The organism is Acidobacteriota bacterium (assembly GCA_018001935.1).
GTDB lineage: Bacteria > Acidobacteriota > JAAYUB01 > JAAYUB01 > JAAYUB01 > JAGNHB01.
The window spans coordinates 59,380-80,340 of sequence record JAGNHB010000021.1; the positions used below are offsets into that span (position 1 = coordinate 59,380).

General features: G+C 67.5%; 9 protein-coding genes. 5 read left to right on the top strand and 4 right to left on the bottom strand.

Annotation, left to right across the window (positions count from 1 at the left end; translation table 11 throughout):
- Nucleotides 1-58: 58 nt before the first annotated feature.
- On the bottom strand, nt 59-3,493 hold the full coding sequence (locus KA419_10180; protein ID MBP7866306.1) for a fibronectin type III domain-containing protein: 3,435 nt from the start codon (nt 3,491-3,493) through the stop codon (nt 59-61).
- Between the two features lie 433 nt (nt 3,494-3,926).
- Between KA419_10180 and KA419_10185 the strand changes: the two genes are divergently transcribed.
- The gene (locus tag KA419_10185; GenBank protein MBP7866307.1) at nt 3,927-4,691 is read left to right on the top strand and encodes a phosphatase PAP2 family protein; all 765 of its coding nucleotides are present in this window, start codon (nt 3,927-3,929) and stop codon (nt 4,689-4,691) included.
- A 487-nt stretch (nt 4,692-5,178) separates the two neighbouring features.
- Here the strand turns inward: KA419_10185 and KA419_10190 are convergent, their stop codons facing one another.
- On the bottom strand, nt 5,179-6,015 hold the full coding sequence (locus KA419_10190; GenBank protein MBP7866308.1) for a hypothetical protein: 837 nt from the start codon (nt 6,013-6,015) through the stop codon (nt 5,179-5,181).
- 398 nt (nt 6,016-6,413) lie between these two features.
- Nucleotides 6,414-7,178, bottom strand: coding sequence for a pseudouridylate synthase (locus KA419_10195; protein ID MBP7866309.1), 765 nt, complete (start codon nt 7,176-7,178; stop codon nt 6,414-6,416).
- Between the two features lie 176 nt (nt 7,179-7,354).
- Here KA419_10195 and KA419_10200 point away from each other — a divergent pair, with 176 nt between their 5' ends.
- From KA419_10200 to KA419_10210, 3 genes are read left to right on the top strand one after another with little or no spacing between them, the layout of a single operon-like run.
- A complete protein-coding gene (locus tag KA419_10200; protein ID MBP7866310.1) occupies nt 7,355-8,116 on the top strand; it encodes an ATP-binding cassette domain-containing protein in 762 nt (253 codons plus the stop codon).
- 12 nt (nt 8,117-8,128) lie between these two features.
- Nucleotides 8,129-10,318: a HAMP domain-containing protein gene (locus KA419_10205; protein ID MBP7866311.1), complete on the top strand. Its 2,190-nt coding sequence runs from the start codon at nt 8,129-8,131 to the stop codon at nt 10,316-10,318.
- The gene (locus KA419_10210; protein ID MBP7866312.1) at nt 10,308-11,777 is read left to right on the top strand and encodes a sigma-54-dependent Fis family transcriptional regulator; all 1,470 of its coding nucleotides are present in this window, start codon (nt 10,308-10,310) and stop codon (nt 11,775-11,777) included. Before KA419_10205 ends, KA419_10210 begins: the two co-directional genes overlap by 11 nt.
- 54 nt (nt 11,778-11,831) lie before the next feature.
- Here the strand turns inward: KA419_10210 and KA419_10215 are convergent, their stop codons facing one another.
- Nucleotides 11,832-13,055 carry an ATP-binding protein gene (locus KA419_10215; protein MBP7866313.1) on the bottom strand — a complete coding sequence of 408 codons (1,224 nt, stop codon included), beginning with the start codon at nt 13,053-13,055 and terminating at the stop codon, nt 11,832-11,834.
- A 355-nt stretch (nt 13,056-13,410) separates the two neighbouring features.
- Here KA419_10215 and KA419_10220 point away from each other — a divergent pair, with 355 nt between their 5' ends.
- Nucleotides 13,411-19,485, top strand: a complete 6,075-nt coding sequence (locus tag KA419_10220; protein MBP7866314.1) for a hypothetical protein — start codon at nt 13,411-13,413, stop codon at nt 19,483-19,485.
- The last annotated feature ends 1,476 nt before the right edge of the window (nt 19,486-20,961 follow it).

The following is a 20,961-nucleotide window of genomic DNA, read 5'->3' on the forward strand; positions in this document are numbered from 1 at the left end:
CCCGCCCTCCTGTTTCAGGGTTGACGTCCGCGCGGGGGGAAGCGCTTCCCCCCGGGGTTCACTTGACGGACACCCCGTCGATGTAGAAGGTCGTGGCGTAGGAGACGTCCTCGCTGGCGTCGAAGCTGAGGCGGTAGTTCGCCACGGCCGCGGAGGCCGGGATGGAGAGCGTCACCAGCGTCCAGCCGGCATAGGTGTTCTTGTTCTGGTTGCTGTAGGTGGCGAGGGTCGTCACGTCGGCGCCCGAGGTGTTCTTGATCTTCACCCGCAGGTAGTCGTAGGCCTTGGTCGTCCCCTCGGAGGAGGCGATCTTCAGGTAGAACGTGAGGGTCTTGGACGTCCCGTTGAAGCCCGCGATGGGCTGGTAGAAATTGGTGGTGCTGGTGGTGCCCCGGCCCAGTTGCTGAGCCTTGTAGGTCCCCGCCTGGGGCGTTCCGGTGGTGACGGAGGAGTAGGTGGCGAAGGTCCAGTTGGTGGTCTGGGACTCGAAGCCGCCGTTGAGAACCAGCTCCTGGACGGTGCCGCACGCCAGGGAGAGGTTGTAGGCGCCGACGCCGTTCGCGCTGGTGCCGGCGTAGTAGGACGTCGCCTCGATGGTGTGGGTCCCGGTGGACGTCAGGGTGAAGACGATCTTGGAGTCCGTGCCGCCGTTGCCGTCGTCGTTCTGCGCCAGGGTCGTCCCCGTCGGGCTCTTCAGGACGAGCCAGGTGTCCAGCGTGGAGCCGTTCTTGGTCATGACGATGGTGACCTGCTGCCCGGAGGTCCCGGCAAAGGTGTAGGAATCGGCGTAGCTGGTGGTCCGCACCGTGGAGTAGGCGTCGCCCGACGCCAGGGTGCCGGACTTGGTCTCCCCGCAGGCGATGGTGTTGCCGGTGGTGCCGGTGGTGGCATTGGCCTCGTTGGAGTAGGCCGAATCGCCCGCCGCGTTGGTGGCGCGGATGCGGTAGTAGTACGTGGTGGACGCCGCCAGGCCGGTGTTCGCGTAGGAGGTGGCGCCCGCCGCCGGGGTGGCGACCTGGGACCAGGCGCCGCCGGAGCCGGTCTTCCGCTCGAGCTTGAAGCCGGTCTCGTTCGAGGCGTTGTCCGTCCAGGCCAGGTTGATCTGGGAGGAGGACGCCGCGGTGGCGGTGAGGCCGGACGGGGCGGCCGGCGGGGTCGGCGTCGTGGACGTGGTGGCGTTGGCCTCGTTGGAGTAGGCGGAGTCCCCGGACGCGTTGGTGGCCCGGATGCGGTAGTAGTACGTGGTGGAGGCCGCCAGGCCGGTGTTGGCGTAACTGGTGACGCCCGCGCCCGGCGTGGCGACCTGGGACCAGGCGCCGCCGGAGCCGGTTTTCCGTTCCAGTTTGAACCCCGTTTCATTGGTGCTGTTGTCGGACCAGGTCAGGTTGATCTGGGACGTGGAGGCGGCGCTGGCCGAGAGGCCGGAGGGGGCCGCGGGCACCGTCGCCCCGGTGATGGAGAAGTTGACGGGCGAGAGGGAGAAGTAGACGTTGTCGGTGGGGGAGACCCCGATCCGGCAGGTGGTGCTCGGTGTGCTGGGGACCGTGATCGTCTCGCTGCCGTCGTTGGCCGTGCTGGCCACGAGGGTGGTCCAGTTCACGCCGCCGTCGGTGGTCAGGGAGATCTTCACGTTGGCCGAGACGCTGCCGCCCTTGGTCCAGGTGACCGTCTGGGAGGACCCGGCCGGCCAGGAAACCGCCGTGGTGGGGGCCGTGAGGGCGAAAGCGCCGGCCACGAAGCCCACCGTCATGGTGGCGCTGTTGTAGGCGCCCGCTCCCGCGTGGTTGTCCCGGACGGTGCAGCGGAAGGTCCGCGTGCCGGCGGCGGTGGGGAGCGTCTCCCAGGGGGTGGACGCACCCGAGAGGAGGTCCTCCAGGCGCGGGAAGGTGCGCGAGGAGAGCGTCGTCAGGGGCCAGGGCCGGAACTTGCAGTTGGAACCGGTCTGCCAGTCTTCCCAGCAGTAGGTGAGGGTGTCGCCGTTCGCGTCGGTCGCCGACTGGCAGGTGAGCGTGAAGGGGGTGCTGACCGGGACGTTCGTGTAGTTCGACCCGATGGTGAGGGTGGGGATGGTGTTCCCCGGGGTGGTGCTGACGGCGCAGCTGGTGCCCGCGAGGTAGTTGGTGATCTCGTTCAGGCTGACGGTGTGGAAGTAGTCGTAGCTGTGCGCGGCCAGGTCGTCCGTGCCGCAGATGCCGGCGTAGGCCATGATGGTGATGCCGCTGCCCCGCTCGTAGGCGGTGGAGGAATTGCCGTTCCCGGAGCAGCTCCCCTGGGTGGAGATGAAGGTGTGGTTGGCGCCGAACTCGTGCCCCATCTCGTGGGCGACGTAATCGATGTCGTACCCGTCCCCGTAGGGGGTGGAGGACCCGGTCTCCCCCTGGGCCTTCCGGGAGGCGTTGCACACGACGCCCAGGCCCGCCAGGCCGCCGCCGCCCGTGCTGAACACGTGCCCGATGTCGTAATTGGCGCTCCCGATCTTCGAGTCGCAGGTCGACTGGTTCTGGGAGAGGAGGGAACTGGCGTTGTCGTTGGTGTAGGGGTCGGTGGACGCATTCGTGAAGATGAGGGAGGTCTCGTTCGCCACCAGGTTCATGTGGATCGCCAGTTCGCGCTCGTAAACCCCGTTGACCCGGTTCAGAGTGGTGGTCATCGCCGCCAGGGTGTTGGCCACTGTGACGGAGACGCCGTTGTGGTTGCAGACGGCGGTGGCGTACTCACCGGTGCAGGCCAGGGCCAGGCGGTAGGTCCGGAGGGTCGTGCCGTTGGAATAGGCGTAAAGCCCCGGGGTCATGTTGACGGCCGGGCGGTGCTGGCCGGCCGTCTCCTCGTCCAGCAGGCACTTGAACGGGGCCGCACGGCGCAGGCCTCGTTTTTCGTAAGTGATGTAACGGATCCGTTCCCCGGCCCGGAAGGGGTCGATGTAGACCGTGCCCTGGCTCGAAATCACCTGCGCGTGGAAACCGAGCGGGGTGAAATCGCAGCGCAGGGTGGCCGTCGGATCGTCGATGCCCTGCCCCCGGAAGGTGCGGATGTCGGGGAACTGGGCCTGGAGTTCGGGCTCCATGACGGGGGATTCCTCGACGGTGAACCGCGAGACCACCCCGTTGGGCATCGGCAGGGTCAGCTCGCTCTTCGGCGATGCCGCTCCCCGCCCCGTGCGAAGATCCCCCAGGACGGAGAAGAGGATGGACCGGACCCCGTACTCGTTGACCATCGCAACCCGAAAGAAGTCGCGCTTGACGTCGAAATCGGCGGGTTCCCGAAGCAGGCGGGAATCCCTCGCCTCGTTCTCGGCAAAGGTCCACAGGTTGTCGCCGTCCGGCGTCCCCGCGAAAGACTGGGGCGCTTCCTCGCCGGCGAAGGCCTCGTTCTGCGGCTGCACGTTCTGTTGGGGCAGGTAGCCGTTCTCGGGGCGGGGGGCGGCAGGGACGAACAGGATGAGGCAGAGCAGGGCACTCGTCGCCAGGGTGGTGCGCAGGGCGGGTTGGTTCACGACTCCTCCTTCCGCGATGGGTTTATCGCCGGGGATTCCGGCGTTCGCGTTCCGTGTCGGATTCCCGGGGATACTCCCGGGGGTGTTTTCGTCGGGTGGTTATGAAAAGACGCGGTGATTCACTGACTTCAGTCTATCGCGGGAAAAGAGCAATCCGAACTGCGAAAAATCTGCGATTTGGTGAGAAAAGCGACTTGGAATGGATTTTATCCTGCCTTCACCCGCCAGGCAAGCTATTTTTTCATTTCCGTGAACTTTCCCCGACGCGGGCCGTTTTCGAAAGCCGTGACCCGGGACACCGTGCGTCCCCTGCCGGGCAACGTGACAAAAGAGGTGGACGGCGAAGCGATAAACCGTTATGATTCCTCTGCCATTCGCGGGATTTGAATGAAAGGGCGCTGCCGCCGCAACTCTTCCCGGGAGCCGAACACCCATGATGGAGACACTGCCGAAACAGACGGTTCGATGGTTCATCGCCCTCGTCCCGCTCTACCTGCTTTTCTTCCTGTTCCTGGACCAGCCCGTCGACCGGTGGGCCCGTGCCGCGTTTTCCGACACCGGGGTGAAATCGTTCGGGTCCTTTCTTTCCCTCCTGGCAAGCGGTCCCTACGTCACCCTCGCCCTCACGCTGGGCTTCGTGGCCGGAATCGCCGGTGTCATCGCCAACCAGGGGAAAGGACGCCCCTGGACGGCCGCCGTTTTCTATGTGTGCGTCAGCTGCGCCATCGGCATCGTCATCGGGGAAGGGTTGAAATACCTTCTGGCACGGGCCCGGCCGGTTGAGCTTTTCGACCACGGGACCTACGGCTTTTTCTTTTTTTCCGACGAATACAACCTGAACTCGACGCCCTCGGGCCACACGATCCGGATCTTCTCCCTGATGACCGCCCTGTCGGTGCTCTTCCCGCGGGGCCGCCTCCTGTTCCTCGGTCTGGCCGCCCTCGTCGGTGCGAGCCGCGTCGTCGTGACGGCCCACTACCCGAGCGACGTCCTGTTCGGGGCGTTCATCGGGGTGTTCGCCGCCCTGTGGGCCTGCCGGCTGAAGGGCGGGGCGGGGGAAGGCGTTGAAGGCTGTCAGGCTGAAGGTCAGGAGATGTTCCCGTCGGGGTCGGCATCGGAATCGCAATCGGGATCAGCGCCCCCTCCGGGCCCCCAGCGTACAGCCCTGCGGAAGCAGACCACGGACGAACACGGATAGGCGCGGGCAAGACGGCAACGGATTTTGACCGTGGAACACTTGGACCACAGAAGATGCAGAGAGCGAAGGCCGCCACGCCTGAATGCCGACGGTGCCACGGCTCAGGGCCCCCGGCGGTAGGGGCCTCGCGCTGAAAGGACGAAGGGACCAGAACGACCAAAACGACCCAAGGGATGGCAAGGCCCGAACCGGGTACCCGCCGCGCGCGGTTTGCGCAGGGAGAGGAGGGTGTGCGGGATGAGATGTTTGTGCGGGTCGCTCTGTTTGCGCGGGTTGCGCGGGGTGCACGGGGGTCGCATGGGGTGCGCAAGAGTCGCGCGGGGGTCGCGCGGGGGGTGCGGCCAATCCTTCGAGACCCTTGTCCCCTTGACACCTTCGAGTCCTTTAAGTCCTTTAAGTCCTTTAAGTCCTTTTGGTCCTTTAGGTCCTTTCGTCCTTTCCAGTCGCCTGCGGGGAAACGGCATCCCGGAGCCGGCCCTCTTCCCGCCTACCGCGAAGCGAGGAGCACCACCTTGGGGTAGGCCACGCGGAACCCGTGGCGTTCCATGTTGCGCTGGCTGGGGCTCCCGGGGGCGGTCCCGCTGCCCGCCAGGTCGCAGCCCGCGGCCACGGCACCGTCCAGCCGGGCGCGGATCAGGGCGCCCTGCACCCCGCGCCGCCGGTACCGGGGCGGCACCCCCGCCCCGGATAGGACGGCCGTGCCCTGGTGAAGGAACAGGGTGCCCCCGCCCAGCAGCGTTTCCCCGTCGAAGGCCCCCCAGAGCTGGACGCCGGGGGCCCGGGTCGTGGTCCGGAAGGCGTCGACGAGCTCGGGGGGCACCGCCTCGGCGTCGGTCTCCATGAACCCGCCCATCACCACCCGGAGGAAGGCCTCCCCGTCCTCGACCCGGCGGACCTCCAGCCCGGCGGGGGGCGCGGGGGGGATCGGGTCCGGCCCCAGCGGGCGGGCCCAGCCCAGCTGGAACTCCTGGACCCGGTAGCCGCGGCCCGCCAGTTCGGCGAAGAGCCCGGGGTCCGCCAGCGGGCACAGTTCGAACTGGGGCACGCCGCCCCCCTGCCGGAGGTGGGCCTCGACGCGGTCCACGTCCTCCGCCGCCAGGGGGCCGGCCAGCCCCATGGCCAGGGCCTGGCTCAGCGGGTGGCCGGGCCCCATGAAGAAGGCGAAACCGCCCTTCAGTTCCATGCAGGACCCCCCCGGGGTTGCGAGGCAGCAAGCGCGGTTCTGCGCCGCCTGGGCCTGTTCCAGCCGGACGGCGGTGTCCCTCCAGGCTTGGTTGCGCTCGGCCTGGATCGTGTCGAGGGTGCGGGCCAGGGACGGGTTCATGGTCTTGCCTCCATGGTCAATCGGTCAGGGCGGCTTGAGTATAGCGAATAATTTCCATGGGAAACACGGCAAACGCAAACACGCCGCTCCCCAACCCTGCCGCCATCGCAAAAAGTCTTTTTCTCTCACAGAGGCTCGGAGGCACGGAGAAATCCAAATCGTATTTAATAGAATCAATAATTCTTATGATTCTTCCCCGTGCCTCTGTGAGATCACCATCAGGACTTTTTACGATCTCCGCGCCTTTGCGAGACCAGGATCCGGATCGGTTCTCGCCAAGGCGCAAAGCGCGCGAAGGAAGAGGGCATGGGCCGTAAACCATGCTCCCGGCCGAAGTCACGAGAGGCCGGCCCCACTCTCCCGCACGATGCGGCCACGAGTGGCCGTTGAAGGTACGATCAGGCTCGGTGAAGGCCGGGGCGGCCGTCGCCCCAGGGGCAAAGACCGAAATGCTCGAACACCCGATGCCAGAGGTCCTTCCAGGGCGAGACCACCCGGACGCGCTCGCCGGTCCCCGGGTGGCTGAAGGTCACGGCGTGGGCCTTGAGGAGCAACCCCTCGAGACCGAGTTCGTCGCGGGCGAAGCGGTTGTGCGCCCGGTCCCCGTGGGCGGTGTCCCCGAGGACGGGGTGGGCGCGCCGGGCGAGGTGGCGGCGGACCTGGTGCCAGCGCCCCGTCCGGGGGCGGACGCGCAGCAGGGCGTACCGGGCGGTGTCGTGCCGCCCCACGGCCCGGGGGACCTCCAGGGCGGCCAGGCGCTCGAATTCCGTCACCGCGGCCTGGACGGGCGAGTCGGGCGCGTCGGCGCCCCCCCCGTCGCTCCGCCCGGGGAAGCGCGGCCCCGGTTTGTCGCGCAGCGGGTCGTCGATGACCCCGGTTTCGGGAGGCCACCCCCGCACCACGGCGTAGTAGGTTTTCTCCACCTCGCCGGCGTCGAACTGGCGCATGAGGTCCCGGGCCGAGACGGGGTCGAGGGCGAAGAGCAGCACGCCCGACGTGGCCCGGTCGAGGCGGTGCACGGGGTAGAGGTAGCGATCCGCCTGCTTTCGGAGGAGCTTGAGGCAGTTGGCGCCGTCGGGGATCAGGTGGCCGCTCTCGGGCGGGTGGACGTGGAAGCCCGCCGGCTTGTGAACGGCGATCAGGTGTTCGTCCTGGTGAAGGATGCGGAAATTCACTCGGCCTCCCGGTTGAACGCCTCCGGCGCTCCCCTCATCAAAATAGCCGAGAAGGCCCGGCTGTCAAGCCCCAAGCGTGTCGCCCGCCTTGCTTTTCGCGGGGGAGTCTGCTACGATCCGGGCGTTGACGGCCCGCGCCGAACCCACGGATAAGGTGGTCGGGAATGCCGCTGATCGAACTGCGGAACGTTTCCAAGAGTTTCGAGTACCACCACGTCCTCCGGAACGTCGACCTGGCCGTGGAGAACGGGGAGACCCTCGCCCTGATGGGCCGCAGCGGCATCGGCAAGAGCGTCACCCTGCTCATCATCACCGGGCTGTTGCAGCCCGACGAGGGTCAGGTCCTGATCCAGGGACGCGACATCGCCCGTCTCCCGGAAAGCGAACTCATCACCCTCCGGAAGAAGTTCTCCTACGTTTTCCAGTCGGGGGCCCTCTTCGACTCCGTCAGCGTCTTCGAGAACGTGGCCTTCCCCCTGCGCACCGAGCGGGCGCTGGACGAGGAGCAGGTGGGGGCCCGGGTCATGGGCATCCTCCGCCGCCTGGAGCTGGAGGACATCGCCGACCTCATGCCCGAGGAAATCAGCACGGGGATGAAGAAGCGGGTCGCCATGGCCCGGGCCATCGCCGCCAACCCCCTGGCCATCTTCTACGACGAGCCCACCACGGGGGTGGACCCCATCACGGGGCGCCTCATCAGCGAGACCATCCGGGAGTTGCAGAAGGAGATGGGGATCACCTCCATCGTGGTCACCCACGACCTCCGGTGCGCCCAGACCGTGGCCGACCGGGTGGCCTTCATCCAGGAGGGGGGGCGCATCAGCTTCCACGGGACCGTGGAAACCTTCATCCACACCGACCAGGCCGAGATCGTCCAGTTCCGGACGGCACTTCCCCGTCTCGCCCGGCCTGCCCCGACCGGCTGACCCGGAGGACCCATGCGCTTTTTCGGGTCGATGCGGGTCAAGATCCTCCTGGCGCTCGTCGTGGCGGGGCTGCTCCCCCACATGGTGACCGCGGCCCTCTTCTTCATCCGGGCCCGCGGGATCATCGAGGCCGACCGGGTCGAAATCTACCTCAAGCACGTCGCCCAGCAGGCCGCCGACAAGATCGACCTCATCCTCACCGAGCGGCGGGCCGAAGTGGACGGCCTGGCCGCCGGCGACCGGTTCGAGGCCCTGGCCGGGCCTCCGGAGGCGATCGACGTCCGGCGCCTCGAGGAGGTCCTCGACGAGAAGGTCCGGACGTTCCAGGTGTACGACCTCCTGGTCCTGGCGGACCCGGGGGGGCGCATCGTGGCGGTGAACCCCACCGGCCGCTTCGGGAACCGTTTCGACCGGCGGATCTGCGACGAGATCGAGGCGTCGGAGCTCCGGGGCTTCCCCGAGGAGCAGGCCGCCTTCGAGACCGCGCTCCGGAACGGGACGGCCGTGACGGACTTTTACGCCTCCCGGCTGGTCAACACCTTCTATGACTTCGACCGCGAGGACCAGAGCCGCTCCTTCCACCTGGGCCTGGCCTCCGTCGTCCGCAGCCGCGGCGACGGCCGCCCCGTGGGCGTGCTGCTGGCCCTGATGAACTGGGAGTTCATCCAGGGGAACCTGGACCTCGCCGAGAGCGACTTCCGTAAATTCGGCCTGAAGTCGGGCTATGTCCTCCTCCTCGACCGCACGGGCGGCCGATTCCTGGCGACGCCGTTCCGGAAGAACCGCCCGGGGGTCACGGCGCCGCCGGCCCTGGGGGAAGCCCTGCCCCCATCCATGGCCGCGGCGGTCCGGACAGCCCTGGCGCGGAAGGCGGACACCCTGGAGTACCCGGCGGACGGCCGGTTGCGCTACGGGAGCCTGTGCCGGTCCAGCCTCCCCGCGTTCGGGTGGCTCCTCATGGTCTCGCTGACGGCCGACGAGATCTTCGCCCCGGTCTCCCGGCTGTCCCTCGACTTCACCCTCATTGGCAGCGCGGCCCTGCTCCTCATCCTCGCCACCGCCGTCTTCCTCAGCCGGAACCTCAGCCGGCCGCTTCGGCGGCTCTCCGAGTCGGCCCGGCGCCTCTCCCGGGGGGAGCACCACCACCGGGCGGAGATCCGGAGCGGGGGGGAGATCGGCGAGCTGGCCGGCGCCTTCAACACCATGGCCGCCACCATCGAAGAGCGCCAGGGGCAGCTGGAGGAGGCCAACCGCCGCCTCGAGGAGAAGGTTCGGGAGCGGACCCGGGCGCTGGAGGAGAGCAACGCCGAGCTGCGCCAGGCTCTGGACAACCTCCGGGAGGCCCAGGACCAGCTGGTCCGGAACGAGAAGATGGCCTCCCTGGGCCGCCTGGTGGCGGGGATCGCCCACGAGATCAAGAACCCCCTGAACTTCATCTACGGGAACACGGGGTTCCTGTGCGAGTACGCCGACGCGGTCCGGGACTACGCGGCCTTCGTGGAGTCCCAGGCCGGGCGGGGCGACGAGGGGGTGGCCGCGATCCGCCGCTACGCCGAGGACCACAACATCGCCTTCCTGCTGGAGGACCTCCTCAACATCGCCCGCAACATCAACGAGGGCGCCGAGCGCATCCGCTCCATCGTGGACGACCTCCGCTCCTTCTCCCGGGCCCCCGTGGGAACCCGGCAGCCCGTGGACCTCCGGAAGGCCCTCGACATGTGCCTGAACCTGCTGCGCAACCAGTACAAGCAGCGCATCCGCCTGGTGCGAGACTACCGGGACGTCCCCGACGTCAACGTCTATGCCGGGAAGATCGAGCAGGTTTTCCTCAACCTCATCGGCAACGCGGTGCAGGCCATCGAGGGGGAGGGCGAGATCCGGCTCTCCATCCGGCGCGAGGGGGAGTGGGTGGTCGTGGAAGTCGCCGACTCCGGGAAGGGGATCCCGCCCGCCCACCTGCACAAGATTTTCGAGCCCTTCTTCACGACGAAGGAGGTGGGGCAGGGGACCGGTCTCGGCCTGAGCATCAGCTTCAACATCGTCCGCCAGCACGGCGGTCACCTGACGGCCCGGAACCTCCCGGCGGGCGGCGCCGTCTTCCGCGTCGAACTTCCCGTGAAGGAACCGCCGGAACCCGGCGGGGAGGGACCGGGCGACGCTTCCCGCACCGACGGTTCAACGGAGCACCCCGATGGAGAATGAGATCCGGCACACCCTGCTGGTGGTGGACGACGAGCCCGCCAACCTCCAGAAGCTGAAAAGGACCTTCCTGGGGCGGTACCGCGTCTACGAGGCCGGGTCCGCCGAAGAGGCGCTGGGCCTGGCGGAGAAGATGCCGGTGGACCTGGTCATCACCGACCAGCGCATGCCGCGGATGACCGGCGTGGAACTGCTCAAGCGCATCATCCGGATCCGCCCGGAGGCCATGCGCATCATCCTCACCGGCTACACCGAGACCGACGACCTCATCGACGCCATCAACGAGGGGCACGTCTACCGCTACATCACCAAGCCGTGGGAGCCCGAGGAGATGCGCATCGTGGTCCGGCAGGCCCTGGAGAAACTGGAACTGGAGCGGGAGAACCGCCGGCTCGCCGAGGAACTCCGGTTGGCCAACGACCGGCTGAAGAACCAGAACCGGGCCCTCCAGAACGACGTGAAGCGCTTCATCGACACCGACAACTTCATCTTCCACAGCCCGGCCATGAGCAATGTCGTCCGGGCCGTGGACCGGGTGGCCGCCTCCGAGTCCACCATCCTGATCTTCGGGGAAACGGGGACCGGCAAGGAGTTGGTCGCCCGGAGGGTCCACCGCGGCAGCACCCGCCGCGGAGGGCCCTTCGTGGCCGTCAACTGCGGCGCGATCCCGCGGGAACTCGCGGAGAGCGAGTTCTTCGGGTGGAAGAAGGGCGCCTTCTCCGGCGCCACCGGCGACCGGAAAGGCTACTTCCAGCTCGCGGAGGGCGGGACCCTCTTCCTGGACGAGATCGGCGAAGCGCCCCTCGACCTCCAGGTCAAGATGCTCCGGGTCCTTCAGAACCGGGAGATCTGGCCGGTGGGGGCGGAACGCCCGGTCAACGCCGAGGTCCGGGTGGTGGCGTCCACCAACCGGGACCTCCGCGCCGAGGTGGAACGCGGCGCTTTCCGGGAGGACCTCTACTTCCGCCTCAGCGTGTTCGTGCTGGAAGTCCCCCCGCTGCGCGAGCGGATCGAGGACATCCGCCCCCTCACGGATTTTTTCCTGGCCCGGGCCTGGAACCGGACCAAGCAGCGGCCCCTCCCCGTGGACGAGCGCGTCTACCGGGCCCTGGAGCGCTTCAACTGGCCCGGGAACGTCCGCCAGCTGGAGAACGAGGCGGAGCGCCTGGCCCTGCTCGCCGACCCCGGGCGACCCGTCGGGCTTGACTGCCTGTCCCGCTACCTGCTTCCGCCCGAGGGGGCCGGGGACCTCGACGGGAAGCCGGCCGGGGCCGCCGGGACGACCCCGCCGGACCCCAGGGGCGAAGACCTGGACCTCCGGCGGAACGTGGACACCCTGGAGGCCCGCCTGGTCTGGGAAGCCCTGTCGCGGACCGGGGGGAACCGCACCCACGCCGCGGCCCTCCTGGGGATCACCCGGCCCTCGCTGCTCGACCGGATGAAGAAGCTGGAAATCAGCTGACGACGTACGTCGCGGTCGGCCCGGATCCGCCTGCAGCGTGGGCGCGAGCCGGCCTCAGGCGAAGAAGCGGCCGGCGGAGACCCGGAAACCGGTTTCGCCGTCACGCCGGTTCACCCCGGGTTGCCGGGCGACCTGGACCACCGGAATATTCCCCAGGGCGCGGGAGTGGTTGAAGTGATGGGAAGCGATCGGACCGTCGGACAGCTTGGCTTCGAACAGGCACCAGGGTTTTCCGTCGAGCGTGATCAGGAAGTCCGTTTCCCGGCCGTCCCGGTTCCGGGTGTACCACAGGCCGGCATCGGCCGTCCCGGCATCGTTCCAGGACTCGACCAGGGCCTTCAGCTCCAGCGCCACGTAGTTCTCGAAGCGGGCGGCGGGGTCCGGGACCCGGGACCAATCGAACAGGTAAGCCTTCTGTTCCTTCCGCAGCGAACGCGCGAGACGTTCGTGAAAGGGGGGGACCATGAAAATGACGTAGACGAACTGAAGCGCCGTCGTCGCGGTGCGCACCGTGGTGTGGCTGCATTCGAGGTCTTGCCGAAGGGCGTTCAGGGACAGGGGGGAACCGACCCGCAGGGGCAGCAATTGGAGATACCGGGCCAGGTTTTCCAAGGAGGTGATCCGGGTGAGGTCCCGGATATCCTCCCGGAGGACCCGGTCGAGGAGGTCCCGCTGCCACCGGAGATGGAATCGCGCAGATGCTTTTGTGAAGGGTTCGGGAAAGCCGCCGAACCGGAGCAGCGGCTCGAGCGCCGGTTCTGCATTAGCCGTCCGGTCGAGGACCTTCCCGAGGTAGTCCGCGGCTTCGCGGTCAGGCTCCGGATTGGACGGTTCGCCTCCCGCACACTCGTTGAGACAAAGAGGAAAGAGCCGGTAAAGGAAATACCTTCCCGCCAGCGAGTCTCCGGACTGTCTGAACCAGTCCATCCGGGCGCTCCCGGTCACGATGAATCGACCGATCGATTCAAATCGGTCGAAATAATCCTTGAGGAGGTTCTTCCATTTCGGCATTTTGTGGATCTCGTCGAGGCAGATCCAGGGGTTGCCGCCCTCACGCGAAGCATCACGCAAGGCGGATTCGAAAAAGTACGGGTCCCGCCGGAAACGGTCCCGGACCGCTCTCGTGTCCCAGTTGAAGTACAGATCTTCGTGTCCGCCGTCCGAGAGAATCCGTCGGGCCAGGGTGGTCTTTCCAGCCTGGCGCGGGCCGGTGACGAACCGCATCTGGCGGCCGAACTCCGGATCCGAGACCAGTGCGGAGAGGCGGCGCTTCAACATGCGACAAATTTATCTGATCAGGAAAAAATGTCAAGATATTTTTTCTCATGCAATAAATATTGCCGCGGTCGCAAAAAGTACCATCATCCTCCGGGTGATGGCTCAAACAAAGGCTTTACAGACACTTTTCCGTCCGTCTTCCGACTTTTTACGAACCTGTCAATATTGCCGAAACCGCAATAGTCCTTTTCTCTCACCAGGCACTGTGGCACGGAGAAATGCAAAGGGTATTGATAGACTCCACAATAAAAGATGCAAGATCGGGGCGACGACCCGTCCAGTTCTTGCACGCCGACTGACGGCGCATCCCCATCTCTCTCCCGGCGCGGGTCCGCCCGGGACCAAGGAGGGCCCCATGAAACGCACCCTGTTCGGCATCTTGACCCTGGTTTGCCTCGTCGCGGCCACCGCAGCCGCCGCCGGGCCGCAGACGCCGGTTTCACCCAAATCGGTCACGGACACCCGGGCCCTCTGGAACGAGGTGAACAAGGCGGTCAGCGACGGGCTGCCCAAGACGGCCGTGGAGAAACTGGACCTCATCCTGGCGTCGGCGAAGGACCGGGGCGACCGGGCGGAGTGGATGCGGGCGACGGGCCTCAAGACGGTCCTGGAGGCCAACATCCAGGGGAACAAGCCCGAGGAGAAGATCACCCGCCTGCAGGCCCTCATCGCCGGGGCGCCCGAGGATGCGCGTCCGCTCCTGAAAGTCCTTCTGGCGGACTGGTACTGGCAGTACTTCCGGCACAACCGCTGGCGCTTCCTCCAGCGAACCCGCACCGCCGCCCTGGACGAGAAGGACTTCACCACCTGGGACCTCCCGAAGCTCTTCGAGACCATCGACCGGCTTTTCCAGGAGGTCCTGGCGGGGGCCGAGGGACTGAAGAAGACGCCCGTGGAGACCTTCGCCGGTTTTCTCGAGCCGGGGACCACGGACCCGAAGCTCCGCCCCACCGTCTACGACTTCGTGAGCTTCGAGGCCCTCGCCTTCTACACCGCCGGGGAGCAGGCCGGCGCCCGGCCCGAGGACGCCTTCGAGATCGCCGCGGACTCCCCCGCTTTCGGGCCCCGGGCGGACTTCCTCGCCTGGGCGCCGCCCGGGGGGAACGCCGACTCGCCGAAGGTCCGGGCCCTGCGACTCTTCCAGGACGTGCTGCGCTTCCACGAGGCCGACGGCAACCGGGCCGCCGTGGTGGATGCCGACCTCCAGCGCCTCCGCTACGTAAAGAACGTGGCCTACGGGGAAGGGAAAAACGACCGGCTGATCGAGCGGCTCCGGGAATTGGCCGACGAAGCGGCGAACCTGGAGGTCTTCAGCCTCGTCCAGTCCGCCCTCGGCCGCGCGTGGCACGAGAAAGGGGACTTCGTCAAGGCGCGTGACGCGGCCCTGGAAGGGGAGCGCCGCTTTCCCAAGTCCCTCGGCGCCCAGGCCTGCCGCCACCTCGTGGACCAGGTGGAGGCGAAGAGCCTCTCCATCACCGGCGAAAAGATCGTTCCCACGGGTCGTCCCGACCCGGGCGCAGCGGTTTCCACGGGCCGTCCCGGCCCGGGCGAAATTCAAGCGGCACACGCCACCCTCCGCCTCACCTACCGGAATTGCACCCGGCTCTGGTTCCGGGTGGTCCCCGACGCCTGGGACGCGTTCTTCAACGCCGAGTACGGCCACCCGAACCAGCTCGACGCGGTTCGCTGCAACGAACTGCTGTCCCGGACGCCCGCCCGTGCCTGGACGGTGGATCTCCCCGAAACGCCCGACTACAAGCCCCGAACCCGGGACGTGGCGGTCCCGTCCCTCGAACCGGGTTACTACCGGGTGTTTGTTTCCTCCGGGCCCCGCTTCACCGAGGCGGAACACCTCCAGACCACCTGGTTGTGGGTCAGCTCGCTGGCGCTGGTGGTCCGCCCCGGCTACGACCAGGTGGACGGCCTCGTGGTGGACGCCGTCACCGGCGAGCCGGTGGAGGGCGCCACGGTGTCGCTGGTGGTGCGCAAGGGGAGCCGGTTCCAGTTCGGCCCCGCCCGCGTCACCGCGGCCGACGGGTACTACCGCTTCGGCCTCAAGGGGACGAGCTACAGCGAGATGCACGTCCACGCCCGCAAAGGGGCCACGGAACTCTTCGACGACGGCGGCACCTGGGTCAGCCGGTGGCAGCCCGAGGAGAAGGAACAGACGGTCTTCTTCACGGACCGGTCCATCTACCGGCCCGGCCAGACGGTCTACTTCAAGGGGATCTGCGTCAGTGCCGACAAGGACGCCGGCACCTACGAGGTGCTCCCCGGCCGGACCGTGGTCGTCCGCTTCCTGGACGTCAACGCCCAGGAGGTCGCCCGGCAGACCCTGACCACCAACGACTTCGGCAGCTTCAACGGCAGCTTCACCGCCCCCGCCGACCGCCTGGCGGGACAGATGCGCCTGGAGTGCGAGGGTCCCCGCGGCCAGGGCTATTTCCGCGTGGAGGAGTACAAGCGCCCCACCTTCCGGGTGGAAGTCGCCCTGCCCGCGGAGCAGGTCAAGCTGGGCGCCGGGGTCACCGTGAAGGGCACGGCGACGGCCTACACGGGCGCGCCCATGGACGGGGCCTCCGTGCGCTTCCGCGTGGTGCGGACCGTCCGCTGGCCGTCCTTTTACTCGTGGTTCCGCCCCTGGCGCGCCGCCCCCGCCCAGGAGATCGCCCACGGCACGGTAACGACGGGCAAGGATGGGGCCTTCAAGGTCGATTTCGTCGCGAAGCCGGACCCCTCGGTAGCCGAGGCCGACGACCCCGCCTTTGTCTTCGCCGTCTACGCCGACGTCACGGACGCCGCCGGGGAGACCCGCTCGGGCGCCGTCTCGCTCACGCTGGGGTACAAGGGCTTCGAACTCGCCCTGAACGCGTCCGAACCCAGGCCGGAGGGTGACGTTCCCTTCAAGCTCCGGCTCTTCGCCCGGACGCTGGACGGCATGACGCTCCCCGCCGCGGGCACGCTCAGGGTGATTCGCCTGAAAGAGCCCCCGCAGCCCGTGCGAAAATCCTACCTCCGCGAGATGTACGGCGAAACGGAGGACCCGGGGGCGGAGGATAAGTTCCCCGACAACTGGGCGCGGTGGCCCGATGACCGGAACGTGTGGGAGAAGGCCTTCGAAACCGACGGCAAGACACCCGCGGAGCCCGAATTGAGCCTGCCGCCCGGCGTCTACCGCGTGGAGGCGGTCGCGAAGGACAGGGACGGCAAGATGGTGAAGACGCTGCTCCCGCTCCTCGTGCTGCCCGGCTGGAAGGCGTCCCGCTGCGAGGTCCGGCTGCCCTTCCTGACGGCGGTGAAGTCGACGACTGTCGAGGTCGGCAAGTCCCTGGACGCCGCCTGGGGTACCGGCTACGACCGTGGGCGCTGCTTCGTGGAGATCTGGCGCGACCGGGAGATGCTGAAAAAATTCTGGACCGCGCCCGGCGTCACCTGGGAATCTTTCCGCTTCCCCGTGGACGACCGGCTTCGCGGCGGCTTCGCGGTGCGCCTGACCCAGGTCCGGGAGAACCGGGACTACACCGAGACCCACTGGGTCCAGGTTCCCTGGGACACCAAGGAACTCGACCTCTCCTTCGAAACCTTCCGCTCCGCCCTCGAGCCGGGCGCGAAGGAAACCTTCCGGGTCAAGGTGAAGGGCAAGACGGCGGGAACGGTGGCGGCGGAGATGGCGGCGGCCCTCTACGACGCGTCGCTGGACCAGTTCTACGGCCACGGGTGGTACGGCTTCGGCTTCCTCCGGAGCAACCGGTTCTTCGGCAGCCAGCGCTTCGCCAACGCCGCCCAGCGGTTCAACGTCTGGCGGGACGCCTGGAACGCGCTGAGCCCCTACCCGAAGATCACCTACGTCCACATGCCCGAGAACCTCACCGAGGACTACTTCTACTACGGCCGGGTGATGGCCCAGTCCGCGGATGCGCGGAAAGACAATTTCGCGGACGGCGTAGCCCGCGAAAGCACCGGCATGGACTTCAAGGCCAAGGGCGGCGCCGGTTTGGGTGCGGGGTCGGGGTTTCTCGGCGGGATGGTCGGCGAGAAGGAGGAGTCGGGCAGTCGGAACGAGCTGTCGGACCTGGCCAAGCCCGCCGCTCCCCTTTCCTCCACGACGACCCCTGCCCCGGCCCTGGACGAGGTGAAGGCTCGGGCCAACCTCGCCGAGACCGCCTTCTTCTTCCCCAGCCTCCTGACAGATCCGGACGGCGGCGTCACCCTCGAGTTCACCATGCCCGAGGCGCTGACCAAGTGGAAGTTCATCGGCATCGCCCACACCAAGGACTGCCGCTCCGGGACCCTGGTGAACCACCTCGTCACCCGCAAGAACCTGATGGTCCAGCCCAACGCCCCGCGCTTCGTGCGGGAGGGCGACGTCCTGGAGTTCACGGCCCGGGTGACCAACCTCTCCAAGGACACCCAGTCGGGGAGGGTCCGCCTGGAGTTTGCCGACCTGGCCACCGACGCGAAGATGGACGACAAGCTCGCGCTGGCCGACCGGGAGCAGGCGTTCGAGGTCCCCGCGGGCGAGAGCCGGGCCTTCTCCTGGCGCCTGTCGGTCCCCGTGGGGGCGCCGCCCCTGCGCTACACCGTCAAGGCCGCGGCCGTGGCGTGCAGCGACGGCGAGACGGGGGCGCTCCCGGTGCTCTCCTCGCGCCTCTTCGTGTCCGAGTCGCTGCCGCTGTGGGCCCGGGGGCCGGAGACGCGCACCTTCCGCTTCGACCGCCTCCGGGAGGTCGGGGCGCCGGGTTCCACCCTGGAGCCGGTCCGGCTGGCGGTGCAGATGACCTCCAACCCGGCTTGGTACGCCGTCCAGGCGCTCCCCTTCCTGCTGGAGTTCCCCTACGAGTGCTCGGAGCAGGTCTTCAACCGCCTCTACGCCAACAGCCTGGCGGGGCGCATCGCCAACTCCAACCCGCGCATCCGGCAGATCTTCGACGCGTGGAAGGGGACGGACGCCTTGAAGTCCAACCTGGAGAAGAACGAGGACCTCAAGTCCGCCCTGCTGCAGGAGACGCCGTGGGTCCTGGACGCGAAGGACGAGTCGGCGGCGAAGCGCCGGGTGGGGCTCCTCTTCGACGCCAACACCCTGGAAAGTGGGGTGAAGCGCGCTTGGAACAAGCTGAAGAATTTGCAACTGGACAACGGCGCCTGGCCCTGGTTCCCCGGCGGTCGCCCCGACCCGTTCATCACGCTGACGGTGGTGACGGGCTTCGGCCGGCTGCGGCACCTGGACGTCAAGGTGGACGAAGAGCCGGCTGTGAAGGCCCTGGCCTACCTCGACCGTTGGATCGTGGAGATCTACCGCTCCATCGTCATCCGGGACGCCAACCACCTGACGCCCCTGGTGGCCCACTACCTCTACGCCCGGTCCTTCTTCCTCAAGGACCGGCCGTTCGAGGGGGACATCAAGGAGGCCGTGGACTACTACCTCGGGCAGTCACGGAAGTACTGGCTGGAGCTGAACAGCCGCCTCTGCCAGGCGGAACTCTCCCTGGCCCTCCACCGGCTGGGGGACGCCCTCACCGCGCGGAAGATCCTGGCCTCCCTCAAGGAGCGGAGCGTATCCACGCCGGAGCTGGGGATGTTCTGGCGGGAGGACGAGCTGTCCTGGTGGTGGTGGCGGGCGCCCATCGAGACCCAGGCCATGGTGATCGAGGCCCTGGGCGAGGTGACGGCGGACGCTCCGGCGGTGGAGGATTGCAAGGTCTGGCTCCTCAAGCAGAAGCAGGCGCGGGACTGGAAGACCACCAAGGCCACCGCCGACGCCGTCTACGCGCTGCTCCTCCGGGGCGACGACCTGCTCAAGAGCACGGAGATCGTCCAGGTGAAGCTGGGGTCCGAGACCGTGAAACCCTCGGCGGTGGAGGCGGGAACGGGTTACTGGCAGGAGCGCTGGGCGGGCCCGGCGGTCAAGCCCGAGTACGCCGACGTGACGGTGGTGAAGACCGACCCGGGGATCGCCTGGGGCGGCGTCCACTTCCAGTACTTCGAGGACATGGCGAAGGTGACCCCGCACGCCACGAACCTCTCCCTGGAGAAGACGCTCTTCGTCAAGCGCGACTCGGACAAGGGGCCGACCCTTGAGCCGGTCACCGGGCCGCTGCGGGTGGGGGACCTGGTGACGGTGCGGGTGGTGCTGCGCACGGACCGGGACATGGAGTACGTCCACCTGAAGGACCTTCGGGGGAGCGGCTTCGAGCCCACCAGTGTCCTCTCGGGCTACCGGTACCAGGACGGGCTGTGGTACTACCAGTCCACCCGCGACACGGCGTCCCACTTCTTCATCGACTACCTCCCGAAGGGGACGTACGTTTTCGAGTACACCCTCCGGGTCCAGCTCCGCGGCCGCTACCAGAGCGGCATGGCCGAGATCGGGTGCATGTACGCCCCGGAGTTCGGCAGCCACTCGGGGAGCATGTGGGTGGAGGTGGAGTAGAAGGCTGATAGGCTGAAGGCTGATAGGCTGAAGGCTGTTAGGCTGTAGTCCCTTCGAAGTAAGATCTTTGGCAAAATTAGCAAGATTTGAGATCGACGTTGGGCTCCCACCGCTTTCAGAGCGGGGAAAACCGATGCGGGGACGGAGGAGGGAATCCCGGCAGGGTCGTCCGGCATGCCCCGGGGCTAAAATACCCCACTGGTGCTGATCCGGTTCCGGAATCGACGTATCCGGTCTCTCGCAAAGACGCCAAGACGCAAAGCCTCGCAAAGGAATCCCCCTTTTCCGGTTCCGGCTTTGCGAGGCTTGGCGTCTTTGCGCCTTTGCGAGAGGTAAAGACCGCCTGTGTTTTTCTGGAGCGTCCGGATGATCCGTGTCCATCCGTGTCCATCCGTGTTCATCCGTGTTCATCCGTGGTTTCTCTCCGGTTTATCCGGGTTGGGCTGTAGGCTGTAGGTCCGGAGGGGTTTCCATCGGTATCGGTATCGGGGTCGGTATCGGTATCGGTATCGCAATCGCAGCCGCAATCGGCGGCCCCCTCGGCGACGGCGGCCCGCAAGCCTCGATCTTCTCCCTTCCCGGTGGGCGGTGGCACAGTTCTTCGGGGATGTTGCCTTTCGGAGCAAGCCTGGAGGCTGCCCCGGCTCCCGCCGCCTTCGGGGCGGGTCTGTCCTGGCGAGGCGGTGTCTTGTCCCCGGGGCGGCGCCGCGGACGCCCGCCACGTCGTCGCGGTCCTGCTGCGATTCCCCAGCGTCCGCGGCTTGCCCCGGCCTGAAACGCCTTTCCCCTTCGGGGAATTGGGGAGGGGGGGACACAAATCAAATCGGGGTCGGGCGTTCGCGGTGCCCAGCCGGGGTCGGGCGTTCGCGGTGCCCAACCGGGGCTGGCGCTTCGGGGGCCCTTGTCCTCCCCGAAGGGGAGGGGCGTCCCAGCCGGGGGCCAGACGCGGGCGCCGGCCGCGAACGTGCAACGGGCCGTTCGTTCCGGGCGCCCGCGTCGACGCCCCCGGAACGCGGCAGCGGGCGGAGCCGACGCACCCTGAAAGGGTGCGGGGAAGGCGGTTTTTCCCGGCCGCTGCTCCCCGGACCGGAAGGCCGCACCCGGAGAGACCGCCCCGCAACTCAGCTTGCAGCGTTCGTGTAGCCCCTTTGGGGGTTTTCCCTTACGCCCCGGCGGGGCGCCGGAAGGAATGTGCCGGAAAGCGGGACGATCGTATCCTGTCAGACGAGCGACCACGCTTTTCCACCGCCGCCTCCGGGGCGCAAGGGTCTTCAAACGGACTGCAACCGGCGGGAGCACCCCCGGGGGAACACCCGCCGGCTAACATCCTTTATCCTTTCGGGATAAAACCCAAAATCCGCGAAGTTAATAACTATGTGACCGGCGGAGGCGGCACCTTGAGTTTCTCCAAGAGCGTGCGCTGGCGTTTGGTCATTTCCGTCAGGTACGATTTACCGCTCGTCATTTCGACGGAGC